16 protein-coding genes, 1 pseudogene and 1 riboswitch are annotated in these 14995 nt (G+C 60.3%); of the genes and pseudogenes, 6 read left to right on the forward strand and 11 right to left on the reverse strand.

The features are described from left to right. On the forward strand, positions 1-706 hold a 706-nt coding region (locus tag B3F77_RS06135), incomplete at its 5' end, for an STAS domain-containing protein (RefSeq protein WP_293604108.1). Here the strand turns inward: B3F77_RS06135 and dtd are convergent. Continuing rightward, the gene (gene dtd, locus B3F77_RS06140; RefSeq protein ID WP_293604109.1) at positions 684-1139 is read right to left on the reverse strand and encodes a D-aminoacyl-tRNA deacylase; all 456 of its coding nucleotides are present in this window, start codon (positions 1137-1139) and stop codon (positions 684-686) included. The genes B3F77_RS06135 and dtd overlap by 23 nt on opposite strands. Positions 1140-1157: 18 nt before the next feature. Then, positions 1158-2390 (reverse strand): tyrosine--tRNA ligase, encoded by a 1233-nt coding sequence (gene tyrS / locus B3F77_RS06145; RefSeq protein WP_293604110.1) that lies wholly within the window; start codon positions 2388-2390, stop codon positions 1158-1160. Positions 2391-2605: 215 nt separating this feature from the next. Between tyrS and B3F77_RS06150 the strand changes: the two genes are divergently transcribed. Both B3F77_RS06150 and B3F77_RS06155 read left to right on the forward strand, forming a co-directional pair. Further along, entirely contained in the window at positions 2606-3991 is a 1386-nt protein-coding gene (locus B3F77_RS06150) for a M23 family metallopeptidase (RefSeq protein WP_293604111.1), read from the forward strand. A gap of 37 nt (positions 3992-4028) precedes the next feature. After that, positions 4029-5165: an anhydro-N-acetylmuramic acid kinase gene (locus B3F77_RS06155; RefSeq protein WP_293604112.1), complete on the forward strand. Its 1137-nt coding sequence runs from the start codon at positions 4029-4031 to the stop codon at positions 5163-5165. 60 nt (positions 5166-5225) lie between these two features. On the opposite strand, the gene erpA is transcribed toward B3F77_RS06155, so the two are convergent. The 5 genes from erpA to rplM all read right to left on the reverse strand — a co-directional run bounded on the left by erpA (position 5226) and on the right by rplM (position 7878). Next, positions 5226-5591: an iron-sulfur cluster insertion protein ErpA gene (gene erpA / locus B3F77_RS06160; protein ID WP_293604113.1), complete on the reverse strand. Its 366-nt coding sequence runs from the start codon at positions 5589-5591 to the stop codon at positions 5226-5228. A gap of 115 nt (positions 5592-5706) precedes the next feature. Further along, positions 5707-6108, reverse strand: a complete 402-nt coding sequence (locus B3F77_RS06165; RefSeq protein ID WP_293604114.1) for a bactofilin family protein — start codon at positions 6106-6108, stop codon at positions 5707-5709. 45 nt (positions 6109-6153) lie between these two features. Then, positions 6154-6861, reverse strand: a complete 708-nt coding sequence (locus B3F77_RS06170; RefSeq protein ID WP_293604115.1) for a DUF6776 family protein — start codon at positions 6859-6861, stop codon at positions 6154-6156. Positions 6862-7046: 185 nt separating this feature from the next. After that, positions 7047-7439 (reverse strand): 30S ribosomal protein S9, encoded by a 393-nt coding sequence (gene rpsI / locus B3F77_RS06175; RefSeq protein ID WP_131421073.1) that lies wholly within the window; start codon positions 7437-7439, stop codon positions 7047-7049. A 10-nt stretch (positions 7440-7449) separates the two neighbouring features. Beyond that, on the reverse strand, positions 7450-7878 hold the full coding sequence (rplM, locus tag B3F77_RS06180; protein WP_007867557.1) for a 50S ribosomal protein L13: 429 nt from the start codon (positions 7876-7878) through the stop codon (positions 7450-7452). A gap of 224 nt (positions 7879-8102) precedes the next feature. On the opposite strand from rplM, the gene B3F77_RS06185 reads away from it, so the two are divergent. Continuing rightward, positions 8103-9077 (forward strand): 23S rRNA (adenine(2030)-N(6))-methyltransferase RlmJ, encoded by a 975-nt coding sequence (locus B3F77_RS06185; RefSeq protein ID WP_293604116.1) that lies wholly within the window; start codon positions 8103-8105, stop codon positions 9075-9077. A gap of 9 nt (positions 9078-9086) precedes the next feature. Here the strand turns inward: B3F77_RS06185 and B3F77_RS06190 are convergent, their stop codons facing one another. The 4 genes and pseudogenes from B3F77_RS06190 to ahcY form a co-directional block, all read right to left on the reverse strand. After that, entirely contained in the window at positions 9087-9689 is a 603-nt protein-coding gene (locus B3F77_RS06190; protein WP_293604117.1) for a septal ring lytic transglycosylase RlpA family protein, read from the reverse strand. A gap of 17 nt (positions 9690-9706) precedes the next feature. Then, positions 9707-10409: pseudogene (locus B3F77_RS06195) on the reverse strand (methylenetetrahydrofolate reductase). 8 nt (positions 10410-10417) lie between these two features. Continuing rightward, positions 10418-11461 carry a TlyA family RNA methyltransferase gene (locus B3F77_RS06200; protein ID WP_293604118.1) on the reverse strand — a complete coding sequence of 348 codons (1044 nt, stop codon included), beginning with the start codon at positions 11459-11461 and terminating at the stop codon, positions 10418-10420. 109 nt (positions 11462-11570) lie between these two features. Next, positions 11571-13007, reverse strand: coding sequence for an adenosylhomocysteinase (ahcY, locus tag B3F77_RS06205; RefSeq protein WP_293604119.1), 1437 nt, complete (start codon positions 13005-13007; stop codon positions 11571-11573). A 105-nt stretch (positions 13008-13112) separates the two neighbouring features. After that, positions 13113-13187: riboswitch (S-adenosyl-L-homocysteine riboswitch) on the reverse strand. Positions 13188-13251: 64 nt separating this feature from the next. On the opposite strand from ahcY, the gene B3F77_RS06210 reads away from it, so the two are divergent. After that, a complete protein-coding gene (locus tag B3F77_RS06210) occupies positions 13252-14073 on the forward strand; it encodes an HAD-IIB family hydrolase (protein ID WP_293604120.1) in 822 nt (273 codons plus the stop codon). Positions 14074-14263: 190 nt separating this feature from the next. Beyond that, positions 14264-14995 (forward strand): hypothetical protein (locus tag B3F77_RS06215; protein ID WP_293604121.1); only part of this gene is annotated, 732 nt, incomplete at its 3' end.

A 14995-nucleotide genomic window follows, 5' to 3' on the forward strand; every position in this document is an offset into this window, starting at 1 on the left:
ATGGGCGGGCGTGGCCGCCGCGCTGGCGCTGGCCCTCCTGCTGTGGCTGGCGCGGCCCTGGCTGGCGCTGCTGCCAGTGCCGGTTCTGGCTGCCGTGGTGGTGGGCATCCTCTCGCACAACCTGTGGCCGCGCGCCGTGCTGTATGCGCTGCGGCTGGGTGGCGACGCCTGGCTGGCACTGGTGGCCGCCGCCAGCGTTCTGCTCTTCGGCGTGCTGTTCGGCATGCTGCTGTCCGTGGCGCTCTCGCTGATGGTGGCGATCCGGCGCTTCGCGCAACCCATGGTCACCGAGCTGGGCCAGTTGCCGGGCACGCGCGACTATATTGATCGCGCGCGCCACCCTGAGTCGGCCGCGGTAGCCGGCACGCTCATCATGCGGCCCGAGGAGCCGCTGTTCTTCGCCAACGCCGAGCAGGTGTTCCAACTGGTACGCCTGCGCGCCGACGCAACGCACGCCCAGGTGGTGGTGCTGAGCCTGGAGGCCTGCGACGACCTGGACAGCACCGCCGTGGAAGCCCTGGCGGAATTCGCCGCCAGCCTGCGCCGCCACGGCACGGCCCTGCTGCTGGCGCGCGTCAAGGACCGGCCGCGCGAGGCGCTGGTGCGCGTGGGCCTGACCCATGCCGCCAGCGGTGGCGTGGCGCTGTTCTGGAGCGTGGACGATGCGGCGCGAGCTGCCGCCGCTATAGCGCCCGTAGCGGAATAGTCACCGGCCCGTCATTGATCAGGTGCACCTGCATGTCGGCGGCAAACTGCCCGGTCTCTACCTTCGGATGGACTGCGCGCGCCTGCGCCACGAAGTAGTCGTAGAGCCTTCGCCCGACATCCGGCGGCGCAGCGCCGGTGAAGCTGGGCCGGTTGCCGCCTGACGCATCGGCGGCCAGTGTGAACTGGCTCACAATGAGCAGCCCTCCGGTAGCGCCCTGCCCGTCCAGGTCCTGCACGCTGCGATTCATCTTGCCGGCCGCATCTGAAAAAATTCGAAGCTTGAGGATTTTGGCCAGAAGTTTGTCGGCCTGCACCTCGGCGTCGCCGCGTTCCGCGCACAGCAGCACCAGCAGCCCCTGGGCAATCTGGCCCACCATCTGATCGGCGATCACCACGCGGGCCTCGCTGACACGTTGCAATACAGCGATCATGCGCAGATCAACAGCCCTTCACGCCAATGTCACCCGGGCAAACTTGCGCTTGCCGACCTGCACCACGTAAGTCCCCGCGCCCAGCTTCAGCGCCTTGTCGCTGACCACGCTGGAGTCTACCCGCACGCCGCCGCCTTCGATCAGACGAGTCGCTTCGCTGCCCGAAGGCGCTAGGCCGGCGGCCTTGAGCAAGGCGCCAATCCCCAGGGGGGCGCCCGACAATGACACTTCGGGCATCTCGTCGGGCACGCCGCCCTTGCTGCGGTTAATGAAATCCTGCTCTGCCGCATCGGCTGCCGCGCTGGAGTGAAAGCGCGCCGTGATTTCCTTGGCCAGGGCGACCTTGGCGTCTTTCGGGTTGCGGCCCGCCTCAACTTCAGCTTTCAGGGCTTCGATGGCGGCCTCGCTCTTGAAGCTCAACAATGTGTACCAGCGCCACATCAACACGTCGGAGATGCTCAACACCTTGGCGAACATGGTGTTGGCGTCTTCTGAGATGCCGATGTAATTGTTTTTGCTCTTGGACATTTTCTCAATGCCGTCCAACCCTTCGAGCAGCGGCATGGTCAGAATGCACTGCGGCTCCTGGCCGTACTCGGCCTGCAGGTGACGCCCCATCAGCAGGTTGAACTTCTGGTCGGTGCCGCCGAGCTCCAGGTCGCTTTTGAGCGCCACCGAGTCATAGCCCTGCAGCAGCGGGTACAGGAATTCATGCACGCTGATCGGCGTGCCGGCCTTGAAGCGGTCATGAAAGTCGTTGCGCTCCATCATGCGCGCCACCGTGTACCTGGCCGCCAGCTCGATCATGCCGCGCGAACCCAGGTTGTCGCCCCATTCACTGTTGTAGCGAATTTCGGTCTTGGCCGGGTCCAGCACCATGGACGCCTGGCGATAATAGGTCTGGGCATTGACCTCGATTTGTTCGCGGCTCAAGGCCGGGCGCGTGTTGTTGCGCCCTGAAGGGTCGCCAATCAGGGTGGTGAAGTCTCCAATCAGGAAAATGACCGTATGTCCCAAATCCTGGAGCTGGCGCATTTTGTTAAGCACCACGGTGTGCCCGATGTGGATGTCCGGCGCGGTCGGGTCCAGCCCCAGTTTGATGCGCAGCGGCACGCCTGTGGTCTCGCTGCGGGCCAGTTTCTTGACCCATTCATCCTGGGGAATCAACTCTTCGCAGCCTCGCAGCGACACGGCCAAGGCGATCTGCACACGTTCAGTTACTAGATAATTTGTAACAAGGTCTTGATTCATAAGGGTTTTTCGCAGGTCGGGGGGTTGTCCGACAGATATAATGGGTGCTTTCCTACATCAGCTTGGCATTTTAGTTGGCCCGCCACTTGCTGATCAGGAACCGAACTTTTTTTAGTCCGATGACCTCAAGACCCGTACAGGCCGGTCACCGATTTCCTTATATCGCAGTCCGGCACGTCTTCGTGGCCCGATGCACTTTAGTTGGGAATTCCGTTTTGCGCCTGCCCGTCCCCTCCCACATCCTGCCTATCTCCTCCCGCATCCTGCTTGGCCTCGCCAACAGCCTCCGCCACCACCCCAAACGGGTCGCCGCCAGCCTTGCAGTGCTGCTGCTGGGTACCGGGGTCACTGCGTTCGGCGTAGTGCCGCTGGCGCCCGATGCCGCCGATTTGCCGGTCCAGCAGGTGCTGGAGGTCGTGCAGCCTCTGCCCACGCAGGCCCAGACCGACGCACTCACCGATTTCCGCTTCAATCTATTCCGGACCGAAAGCACGCGCAGCAGCGACACCGCCGACGCCCTGCTCAAACGCCTGAACCTTGACGACACGGCGGCCGCGGCCTTTTTGCGGGCCGACCCCAACGCGCGGATGATATTGGCGGGCCGCCCGGGTAAAACCGTGACAGTGGAAGCCAACGACAGCCAGAAGCTGCTCAAACTCAGCATGCGCTGGCCCAGCGACGACGAAGCGCTGTTCAAACGTCTCGTGATTGAACGCACCGCTAACGGATTCAGTTCACGCGTTGAGACGGCGCCCTACACCAGCTCGGCCCGGCTGGCCAGCGGCGGCATTCAGACGACGCTCTTTGCAGCCACTGACGAAGCCCGCATTCCTGATGGCGTGGCCGTGCAGATCGCGGAGATTTTCTCGGGCGACATCGATTTCCGCCGTGCCCTGCGCAAGGGCGACCGCTTCAATGTGGTGTACGAAACCCTGGAAGCCGATGGCGAAGCGATGCGCACCGGCCGCGTGCTGTCGGCCGAATTCGTCAACGCCGGCAAGACCTTTCAGGCCATGTGGTTCCAGCCACCGGGCCAAGATGCCGCGGGCGCAGCCAACAAGGGCAGTTATTACACGCTGGACGGCCGGAGCTTGCACCGGGCTTACCTCAGCTCACCGGTGGAGTTCTCACGGATCAGCAGCGGCTTTGCCATGCGCTTTCACCCCATTCTGCAACAGTGGAAGGCCCACCTGGGTACCGACTTTGCGGCCAGCACCGGCACGCCCGCGCGAACGGTGGGCGACGGTGTGGTGGAGTTTGCCGGTGTGCAAAACGGCTATGGCAACGTGATCTTCATCAAGCACCGCGAAAACCACGAAACGGTTTATGCCCACCTGAGCAAAATCCTGGTGCAGCGCGGCCAGAGTGTGAGTCAGGGCCAGACCATCGGCTTGGTCGGCATGACCGGCTGGGCGACCGGACCGCACCTGCATTTTGAGGTCCGCGTCAACGGCGTGCAGAAGGACCCGATGGCAATGGCCCAGCAGAGCGAAACCATTCCAGTTTCGAAGGCCGCCCTGCCGCTGTTCAACCAACTCGCAGCCGGTGTCAAAAATCAGCTGCTGGCCGCAGCCACCATCAGCCAGACCCGAGCTGAATAACTGCAACGACTCCACGGCTCTGCGGAAAAATAGCCGCATGCTGGACTGCACCATTGGCCTGATGTCAGGCACCTCACTCGACGGTGCGGATGGCGTGCTGGTGGATTTTTCAGGTAAAAAACCACGGGTGGTAGCAAGCGCCACCGAGCCGTTTTCTGAAATTTTCCGGGCAGAGTTGCTGGCACTGAATTCGCCCACGGACAACGAACTGCACCGTGCTGCACTGGCGGGAAACCAGCTGGCTGCGGTGTATGCCAGGGTGATCGGCACCCTTCTGGACAACGCCGCCGCGCAGGGCATATCCGCAGCGAACATTCAGGCCATTGGTGCGCATGGGCAGACGGTTCGGCACCAGCCCCAGAGAACTTCCGCAGAAGCCGCAGGCGTGGGCTACACGCTCCAGCTCAACAACCCGGCCTTGCTGGCCGAGCTCACCGGTCTTGATGTAGTGGCAGATTTCCGCAGCCGCGATGTCGCCGCAGGCGGCCAGGGCGCACCGCTGGTACCAGCCTTTCACCAGAGTTTTTTTGGCCGCACCGATGCCACCGTGGCGGTACTGAACCTGGGCGGCATGTCCAACCTCAGTGTACTGCCCCATCACCCCGAATCACCCGTGTTGGGTTTCGACTGCGGGCCGGGCAATGCGCTGATGGATGCCTGGTGCCAACAGCACACCGGCCAGCCGTTTGACGCAGGCGGCGCCTGGGCGGCCAGCGGCAGGCTGTTGCCAAAACTGCTGGCCAGCCTGCTGGACGAACCTTATTTTTCCCAAGCAATTCCTAAAAGCACGGGCAGGGATCTTTTCAGCCTGGCGTGGCTGGCTGAAAAACTGGTGCCCTTCGCCGCAGAACGTCCCGAAGATATTCAAAATACATTAACAGAATTCACCGCTAGCGCTTGTATAACGGGCGTAAGCAGCTATGGAAAAGATAGCGAAGAGTTGATCGTATGTGGTGGCGGCGCTTTCAACCGGCACCTCATGCAGCGCCTGCAAGCGGGCTTCTCATCCCTTCGCGTCAGCGCTTCAGACCTGCACGGTTTGCCACCCCTGCAGGTCGAAGCGGCTGCTTTTGCCTGGCTGGCACGCCAAGCGGTCAGACGGCAGCCCGGCAATCTGCCGAGTGTCACGGGCGCGGCAGGGCTACGTGTGCTGGGGGCTATCTACCCCGCTTGATGCCCCTCTCGAAACAAAAAAACCGCCCTGAAAGGCGGCTTTTTGATGAGGGGCAAGGGTTCAGGCCGAGAAGCTGGAGCCGCAACCACAGCTGGTGGTGGCGTTGGGGTTTTTGATGACGAATTGCGCACCTTCGAGATCGTCTTTGTAGTCAATCTCGGCCCCAACCAGGTACTGGTAGCTCATCGCATCGATCAGCAAGGACACACCGTTTTTGGTCATGGTGGTGTCGTCTTCATTGGTGATTTCGTCAAAGGTGAAACCATATTGGAAGCCCGAGCAGCCGCCGCCCTGCACAAAAACACGCAGCTTCAGGTCCGGATTGCCTTCTTCGGCGATCAGCTCAGCCACTTTGGACGCAGCACTGTCGGTAAAGACAAAGGGGGCAGGCATTTCGGTTGGGATATTTTCGGCAACTGTGCTCATGGGGACTCCGTTATTCAAAGCTCAATAATCAAATACTACAGCAAATCAATCAACCATTACGCCCACGCGTATTAAAAATCAGGGTCGATTGCGAGCGCTCACTACCTGAATTCCGTCATTTATTGGTGGCTGCCAGCTTCAGGATGGGCTTTTCTTCCAGTTGCTGGTGCGCTATGGGGCGCAATTGTCCAAAGATGACGGCACCCTGGTGCATTTCAAGCGCCTTGTAAGACACCTCTCCTTCAATATTGGCTTTCGGCTGGAGTTCCAGCAATTCAGAGGCATGGACCGGTCCGATCACACGTCCGTTGATGATCACATGGTCGGCATGGATGAGGCCGGTCACACTGGCGGATTCGCTGATCACCAGAATGCTGGGACTGCCTTCATTGGCGCGGATGTCACCCATCACTTCGCCGTCGACCCGCAGGCCGTCGGTGAATTTAAGGTTGCCTTCAATGCAGCTGCCCTGGGCAATCAGGCTTTTGATGGGGGGTTGCTTCTTTTTACCGAACATAAACCGATTCCTGTGGGCGGGGACGTTGGGATGAGCGCTTGGAAGTTAGAGCTTGAAGGTTTGAATGGAACGAACGGTCGTTCCTTCAATGACTTTGGCAGTCACTGTTTTTACCACGGCTTGAGGCGGCAAGTCGAGGATACCTTCCATGCGACGGTATTGTTTGAACTGCAAAGCCTGCGGACCACCGGTCAGGGTCATGGACCAGGGCTTTCCGGCCTGCGCGCCATAGAGCGTCAGATCCAGCTTGCCGTTGAAGGTCGCGGCGTTTTTGACGGGCTGAATGACCAGCACCTGCCACTTTAGCTGGGTCTCCGACAACACTTCGGCCTGCAGGCTGCGTATGGATGCAACTTCAGTGCTGCCCGCCGGCAACAGCTTCTCAAAAAAACCGAGGTCGTCGCGCAGGCTGTGGTTGTCGGATTCCAGTTGCCTGATCTGGCTCATCATTTTTTCCTGAAGCGCCTTTTCGGTAGTCAACAGGCTGTCAGAAGTATTGGAAATCGACTGCGCCTTGTCGCGGTCCGAGTGCAGGCTGACGACCTCTTGCCGGAGCAGGGTCAGCTCTTCCTTGGCATGGCTGTCCAGGCCCGCAATACCTTTGCCAAATTCAAAAGCCCACAAGGCGATGGCAGCGGAAAACCCCAGCATCAAGGCGCCGACAATCCAGCGCAAAGGCCATGGCAAAGCGCTACGCACAGCCATGCGCGGAGAACTGATGGTCAGACGACGGCGAAACAGGCGGAATTTCAAGACATATCCTGCAGTTTTTCGGTTCGGGAGTTGCATTGTGCCTGCGGACGCGGCGGCAGCCGGCTATGGCTGGGTAAAGGGCAAGTAAGGGATTGCATCAGGCGCATGCTGCCCGGTTTGGGAAAAACCATGAAAAAAGCCGCCAGGCGCAAACCATGGCGGCTTTTCTTGGTTCAAAAAGCGGATTAACGCTTGCTGAACTGCTTGCGACGGCGTGCTGACCGGAAACCGACTTTTTTACGTTCGACTTCACGTGCATCACGCGTTACAAAACCGGCCTGGCTCAACGCCGGCTTGAGGGTTGCGTCATAGTCAATCAGCGCACGGGTAATGCCGTGGCGCACCGCGCCAGCCTGGCCGGACTCGCCGCCGCCGTGGACGTTGATCATGATGTCAAACGTCTCGACGTGATTCGTCAGAAACAGGGGCTGGCGGCAGATCATGATCGAGGTCTGACGACCGAAGAACACCTGAATGTCCTTGTCGTTCACCGTGATCTTGCCAGTGCCTTTTTTCAGAAACACGCGGGCGACGCTTGATTTGCGACGGCCGGTGCCATTATTCCAATCACCAATCATCAATAGCTCCTTAGATGTCCAGCACTTTAGGCTGTTGGGCGGTATGCGGATGCTCTGCACCACCGTACACCTTGAGTTTCTTGATCATGGCGTAGCCGAGCGGGCCCTTGGGCAGCATGCCTTTGACGGCTTTTTCCAGAGCGCGGCCAGGATGCTTAGCTTGCATGTCACGGAAATTGGTGGCAGTAATACCGCCGGGGTAGCCCGAATGACGGTAGTAGATTTTGTCAGTGCTTTTGGCACCAGTGACGCGCAGCTGGGCTGCGTTGATGATGACGATGAAGTCACCGGTATCGACGTGAGGCGTATAAATGGCCTTGTGTTTGCCGCGCAAACGGAGAGCAACTTCGCTGGCTACTCGTCCGAGGACCTTGTCGGTCGCGTCAATCACAAACCACTCGTGCGTCACGTCAGCGGGTTTGGCGCTGAACGTTTTCATGAGTTTCTTTCGAAATGGTTTGTTGGGTTCTTTTCCACGGTCGGCGTTCTTCTGATGAGAACCTCTTAGGTGGTAATTTGCGCGCTAAACAGTGAAAGGCGAACCCGTCAAGAGTTTGGCAAGCAACTCTGCCGCGGAACCACGTGTGCGCTGCAGAGCGTTGGATTATATGAAAAATCAAGGGCTTGCGCCAATTTTCCGCAGCAAGAAGGTACGATAGACGCATGTTTTCCTACCGCCACGCCTTCCATGCAGGCAACCATGCCGACGTCCTCAAGCACACCACGCTGATCGCGTTGATGAAGTATTTAACCCAGAAAGACACGGCGCTGACCGTGATCGACACCCACGCGGGTGCCGGCTTATACCGACTCGATAGCGATTACACCGAGACCAGCGGCGAAGCGGTGGAAGGTGTTTTCAAGCTTATTTCAGGTAAAAAAACCCCTCCAGCCCAAGAAACACGGGCACAAGCAGCTATAAAAAAGGTAGCAAATTCGACACCCACCGGGACTTGGGCGCCAGCCCTGCAGGACTATGTGGACCTGTTGCGCGGCCTGAACCCCCAATTCGCCGAGACCGGCGATGCGGCCCACCTGAAAATTTACCCCGGCTCCCCGTTTATCGAGCAGCAATTCCTGAGCGGCCGCGACAAGCTCAAACTGTTTGAACTGCACCCCACCGACTTCAAGTCGCTTTCAGGCAACATTGAGCAGCTGGGCGTCGGCCGCCAAGTGACGGTGGCCCGTGAGGATGGGTTTGAGGCCCTCAAAACCTTCTTGCCACCCCCCGCCCGGCGGGCCATGGTGCTATGCGATCCCAGCTATGAAGTGAAGAGCGACTACGCCCGCGTCGCCGCCTGCATGAGCGACGCCGTCAAGCGCTTTGCCACAGGCACTTACGTGATCTGGTACCCCATCATCCCGCGGCCTGAAGCGCACGATTTGCCGCGAAAACTCAAAACACTTGCGGTCAAGGCCGGGCGAAGCTGGCTAAACGCAACGTTAACGGTGAAGTCCAGCAAATTAACCACCGATGTTTCCGGGGAAGTCATACGCCCGGGCTTACCCTCCAGCGGTATGTTCATCATCAATCCGCCCCACACGCTCAAAGCGGACCTGCAAGCCGCTTTGCCGCAAATGGTTGCCCTGCTCGGGCAAGACCGCAACGCGGGCTTCACGCTGGAGCACGGCGGCTAACCCGAAAAATTAACGGTGCTTGACGGGTGGGGATCGCCGCTTGGTGCGCCGGACTTTCTGGACAGGCTCAGGCGGCTCCATCCGCAGGGCCGTGGATTCGGGCACATTCAGCGACACCTCGGTGACACCGAGCGCCAGCAGGCCCAGTGCCTCTGCCGCAGCCTGGCTCAGGTCGATCACACGCCCGGGGGCAAACGGACCACGGTCGTTGATGCGGACGTCAACTTCCCGCCCGGGAACCTGGAGACTGCGCACCCGCACCACCGTACCAAAAGGCAGCGTCTTATGGGCCGCCGTCAGCGCATACATGTCGTAGCGCTCGCCGCTGGCTGTGCGCCGGCCCTGAAGGCTTGGGCTGTACCAGGAGGCCTGGCCGCGCTGCAACTCCTTGGCAGCTTCACCGGTCAGCAGATATTTATCGTCCACAACCGCCCCTGGAACCGGCACAGCATCGGCTGCCAGGCCTGCGGTTTCCGGCCTCACCAGTTTCTTGGCGGTCGGCCGGGAGGGGCTGGACGACGGGGGTGAAGGAGGTGAAGGTACGGTCGTGCAGGCCGCCAGCACAGCCAGCAGGCTTGCGACAAGCCAGAACTTGATGACGCCCTTGTACATGGGGTCAGGGCCAGGCCTCAAGCCGGTTTCAGGCGGCGAATAATCTCGGTCGTCGCCGCAGCCTGGTTCATCGTATAAAAATGAAGGCCGGGCACGCTGGCCGTGCAAAGCCGGTCGCACAGGTCAGTGATCACGTCCAGTCCAAAGCGCTTGATGGATGCCGTGTCATCACCATAGCCTTGCAGTCGCAAGCGAATCCAGCGGGGAATTTCTGCGCCGCTGGCATCGCTAAACCGCATGAGCTGCGTCGAACTGGTAATGGGCATGATGCCGGGGACCACCGGCACATTGACACCCAGTCGCCGCACGTCGTCCACAAAGCGGAAATAGGCGTCCGCGTTGAAAAAATACTGGGTGATGGCCGAGTTGGCTCCGGCCTTGACCTTGGCGGCAAAGGCCCTCAGGTCGGCTTCGGCCGATTTGGCCTGCGGGTGGATTTCAGGGTAGGCGGCCACTTCAATGTGAAAGGCATCGCCCGTTTCCGCGCGGATAAAGGCCACCAGATCGCTGGCGTAATGAAACTCGCCGCCCATGCCGTAGCCGCTGGGCAAATCGCCGCGCAGCGCCACCAGCCGCTTGACGCCCATGGCCTGCAAGGTTGCCAGATGTTGGCGCATCGCAGCTTTGGTCGCGCCGACGCATGAAAGATGGCNNACGCAGCTTGTCGGCGCCTTCGGGCGTTTTCGGCGGGAAGAATTCGAAACTGACTGGAACATTCATCGCAAGCCTCAATCGTTCGTCGGGTTTTCTTCGGCTTTTTTGTCACGCCGCTTGCCCCGCGCCGGCCCGGGCTTGCCCGCATGCGCGGCTTCCGGGTCTTCGTGCGGCTCATGTGACTCCCGCGGCTCGCGCTGCGCGCTACGGGGAAGCCGCTTGGGGGCTTTTCTCTGCGGCACGGCGGCCAGCGGCTGGTCTTCACCGGTGCGCTCGTGGCCTTTCTTCGCATGGATGAAAAACTCACGGTTGCCGTCACCGCCAACAATCGGTGACTCCAGCCACGCCATCACCTCCAGCCCCAAGCCGGCACAAGATTCACGCAGGCGCTTTTCAACGAACTCGAACAGCGACGCATCGCGCACAATGCCGCCTTTTCCCACCTGCCCCGGCTGCAGCTCAAACTGCGGCTTGACCAGCATCAGCAGATGGCCATCGGGTTTGAGCAGGCGCACCACGGCGGGCAACACCAGCGTCAGAGAAATAAAAGACAGATCGCCCGTCAGGAAATCAAACACCGGGTCAAAGTCGGTACTGTCGGCGTCGTCGCCCTCATCGAATTCATAGTCATCACCGTCTTCGGTGTCGTCCCCGGCATGCAGCGCACGGCGGTAATGCTCGATCAGATCGTCCGCGGTGAGCGAGCGCGCATTGACCCCTTCAATGCACACCACGCGCGGGTCGTCGCGCAGGGTGGCGTGCAGCTGGCCATGGCCCACGTCCACACCCACAACCTGCGCCGCGCCGTGCTGCAACAGGCAGTCGGTAAAGCCCCCGGTCGACTGACCGATATCGAGACAACGCAGATCCTTGACGTCCAGGCCGGTACTTGTCAAAGCACCTTCGAGCTTCAAGCCACCGCGCGAAATGTATTTCGCCTCGGTGTTGTCCAACACCTGAAGCGCAGCGTCGGCCGGCAGTTCATCGCCGTTTTTGGCGACCTTCTTCCAGGCGCCCCCGGCTTCCACGCGCCACTGCACGCCCGAGGCAATCAGGCGCTGCGCCTGAGAGCGGGTGGTGGCAAAGCCGTGTTCGACAAGAAATAAATCAGCGCGCATGAATGGTTACCAGGTTACTTGGCGCGTAGCGAGCGGCCGTCAGGCTAGGCGCCGGGGGATTCATGGAAGGACCCGCAACGACGCATCACGGCCGCGCAGTAGCGCAAACTCAATAGCGGTAGCTGTTGGCTTTGTACGGACCCGCTTTGCTCACCCCGATGTAAGCGGCCTGCTCATCGCTCAGCTCGGACAGCATCGCGCCCACCTTCTTGAGGTGCAAACGCGCCACTTTTTCGTCGAGGTGCTTGGGCAGCACATAGACCTTGCCCACTTCGTAATCGGCCTGCTTGGTGAAGAGCTCGATCTGCGCAATGGTCTGGTTGGCAAAACTGGACGACATCACGAAGCTGGGGTGGCCGGTGCCGCAACCCAGGTTCACCAGGCGCCCTTTGGCCAACAGGATGATGCGCTTGCCGTCCGGGAAAATCACGTGATCGACTTGCGGCTTGATCTCTTCCCAGGTGCATTTTTGCAGCGAGGCGACATCGATTTCATTGTCGAAGTGACCAATGTTGCAGACGATAGCCTGGTCTTTCATCTGGGCCATGTGCGCATAACCGATGACGTTTTTGTTGCCGGTGGCTGAAACGAAGATGTCACATTTGTCGGCGGCGTATTCCATGGTGACGACCTTGAAACCTTCCATCGCCGCCTGTAGGGCGTTGATCGGGTCGATCTCGGTCACCCACACCTGGGCGCTCAGGGCGCGTAGCGCCTGGGCGCAGCCCTTGCCCACGTCGCCATAGCCGGCCACGCAGGCCACCTTGCCGGCGATCATCACATCGGTGGCGCGTTTGATGCCATCCACCAAGGATTCGCGGCAACCATAAAGGTTGTCAAACTTGCTCTTGGTGACCGAGTCGTTCACGTTGATGGCGCGCAGGGCCAGCGTGCCCTTGGCCGACATCTCGTTCAGGCGCAGCACGCCGGTGGTGGTTTCCTCGGTCACGCCAATGATGTTTTTCAGGCGACGGCTGTACCAGCTGCCGTCTTGCGCCAGCTTGGCCTTGATAGCGTTGAACAGGCAGATTTCTTCTTCGCTCCCGGGCTTGGCCAGCAGGCTGGCGTCTTGCTCGGCCCTGGTGCCCAGATGCATCAGCAGCGTCGCGTCACCGCCGTCGTCCAGAATCATGTTGGGGCCTTCTTCGGGCGTGCCCTTGGCGCCTGCAAATTCGAAAATGCGGTGGGTGTAATCCCAGTAGTCGGCCAGGGTTTCACCCTTGATCGCAAACACCGGCGTGCCCTTGGCGGCAATCGCGGCGGCGGCGTGGTCTTGCGTCGAGAAGATATTGCACGAGGCCCAGCGCACCTCGGCGCCCAGCGCTTGCAGGGTCTCGATCAGCACGCCGGTCTGGATGGTCATGTGCAGCGAACCGGTGATGCGCGCGCCCTTCAGCGGTTGGCCTTTCGCGAATTCTTCGCGGATGGCCATCAGGCCTGGCATTTCGGTTTCGGCAATTTTCAGTTCCTTGCGACCCCAGCCGGCAAGCGACAGGTCGGCAATCACGTAGTCTGGGTTCTGTGCGGTTTTCAATACGGCGTTCATTTGGGCATCTCCAAAATCAAGAGTCAAACTTGGCAAAATAGCCACGTACGCGGGCTTTCAATCGGGGGGAATGTGAGGATCTCACTCACCCGGCTTAAGAGCACATGCGGGTGAGCGTGGTTGCAAATGGAAGTCCTGAGCCTAGACCACATGCGGTGGTTTGCAACGCTCCTCAGGAAGCCAGCATTGTACAGAACCCGTCTAAACCCCGTTCCGGTCACAAGGTGCGTGCGAAAATTTCACCATGCAAGCACTGAAGAACTGGCCCCTCGAAGTCCGCCGCGGCATCACCGGCGTTTTTACAGATATCGACGACACCCTGACCACCCACGGCGCCATCACCGCCGATGCGCTGGCCGCACTGGCGGCCCTGAAAGCGGCCGGTCTGCAGGTCATTGCCATCACCGGCCGTCCGGTCGGCTGGAGCGAGCCCTTTGCACGGGACTGGCCGGTGGATGCCATCGTGGCCGAGAATGGCGCCGTTGCCATTTATTTGCATAAAAAAGGCCTGCAGCCCAATAAAGACGGGCATGAACAGCTATCAAAACTATATCAACAAGACGACGCCACCCGCCTGGCCAACCATGCCCGCATGCAGCAGGTGGCCTACCGCGTGACCAGGGAAGTGCCAGGCGCGGTGCTGGCGCAAGACAGCCCGGGGCGCGAGACTGACATGGCGATTGACCACAGCGAATTTGTGCATCTGCCACCCGAGCGCATCGCCCAGGTGGTAAAAATCATGCAAAGCGAGGGCATGAACGCGAGCACCAGCAGCATCCATATCAATGGCTGGTTTGGCGCGCATAACAAGCTTGAAGGCGCGCGCTGGATAGCCCGCGAGCTGTTCGGCCGCGACCTCGACGCCGAGATGGCGCACTGGGTGTATGTGGGTGATTCGACCAACGACCAGCTGATGTTCGAGGCCTTCCCGCATTCGGTGGGCGTAGCCAACATACGCCGCTTTGAAGCACAGCTGACCCACAAGCCGGGCTACATCACCGAAAGCGAACGCGGCGCGGGTTTTGCCGAGGTCGTGGCGGCCTTGCTGGACGCTCGCAAGGCCTGATGCAAGCTGAAGCCGGTTGTTTGAATGCCGTTTGTAACTTTTCGCATCGGGCAGGCATTGCCTCCGCCAAACGCTGAGCCTATGTAGGATGCGGCCTCAAGCGGCATTATCCGCATGCATTGCACCCTAGAATAAAAATTCAAAACTGCAATTCGCAGTCTTATCCATTCAACAGAGTGAGGTCATTAACATGTTGATCAAAAAGACCATCGTCGCCTTGGGCGTTGCCAGTGTTGTCTTGCTTAGTGGCGCACCCCTCTGGGCGCAGACTGCCACCAGCACGACCACCACCAATACGGCGGGCGACAAGCTGGCGTCCACTTACAGTTCCTTTGCGGGTTCGCCAACCAATGCCCAGGCGCTGGTCAGCGGGCTTCACACAAGTTCCACCATCACGCTGAGCGCCAGCCCAACCAGCCCCAACCCGAACGCACCCTCTGCGACCGTTTCACCGGCGACCGGCAAGATGGGTTACGGCAACATCAATGTAGCGCTCGCGCTTTCCCAAACCGCACTTACCCAACAAGGCATCACCAGCCCCACTCCCTCGCAACTTGCAAGCGCCCTGAACGGCGTACTGGGGCAAAGAGCCCAGGGTATGGGTTGGGGACAAATCGCTCAAAGTATGGGCGTCAAGCTGGGTAACATCGTGAGCGCTTCTAAAACCGACAAGGGCGGCAAGAAGGCCGATCGCATGGCAAGAGCTGAAAACGCTGCAAAAGCAGATCGCACCAGCAAAGCACAAGCCTCTGGCAAAGAAGCGAGCAGTAGTGGGAAAAGCGGCAACGCCAGTAGCGGTAGTGGCAACGCCGGAGGTAACGGCGGTGGCGGTAGCGGTGGCGGTAGCGGCAATGCCGGTGGTAACGGCGGTGGCGGTGGCGGTGGCGGTGGCGTCGCGAGCGGCGGTGGCGGTGGCGGTGGC

The sequence above is a fragment of the Polaromonas sp. UBA4122 genome (assembly GCA_002381615.1).
GTDB lineage: Bacteria > Pseudomonadota > Gammaproteobacteria > Burkholderiales > Burkholderiaceae_C > Polaromonas.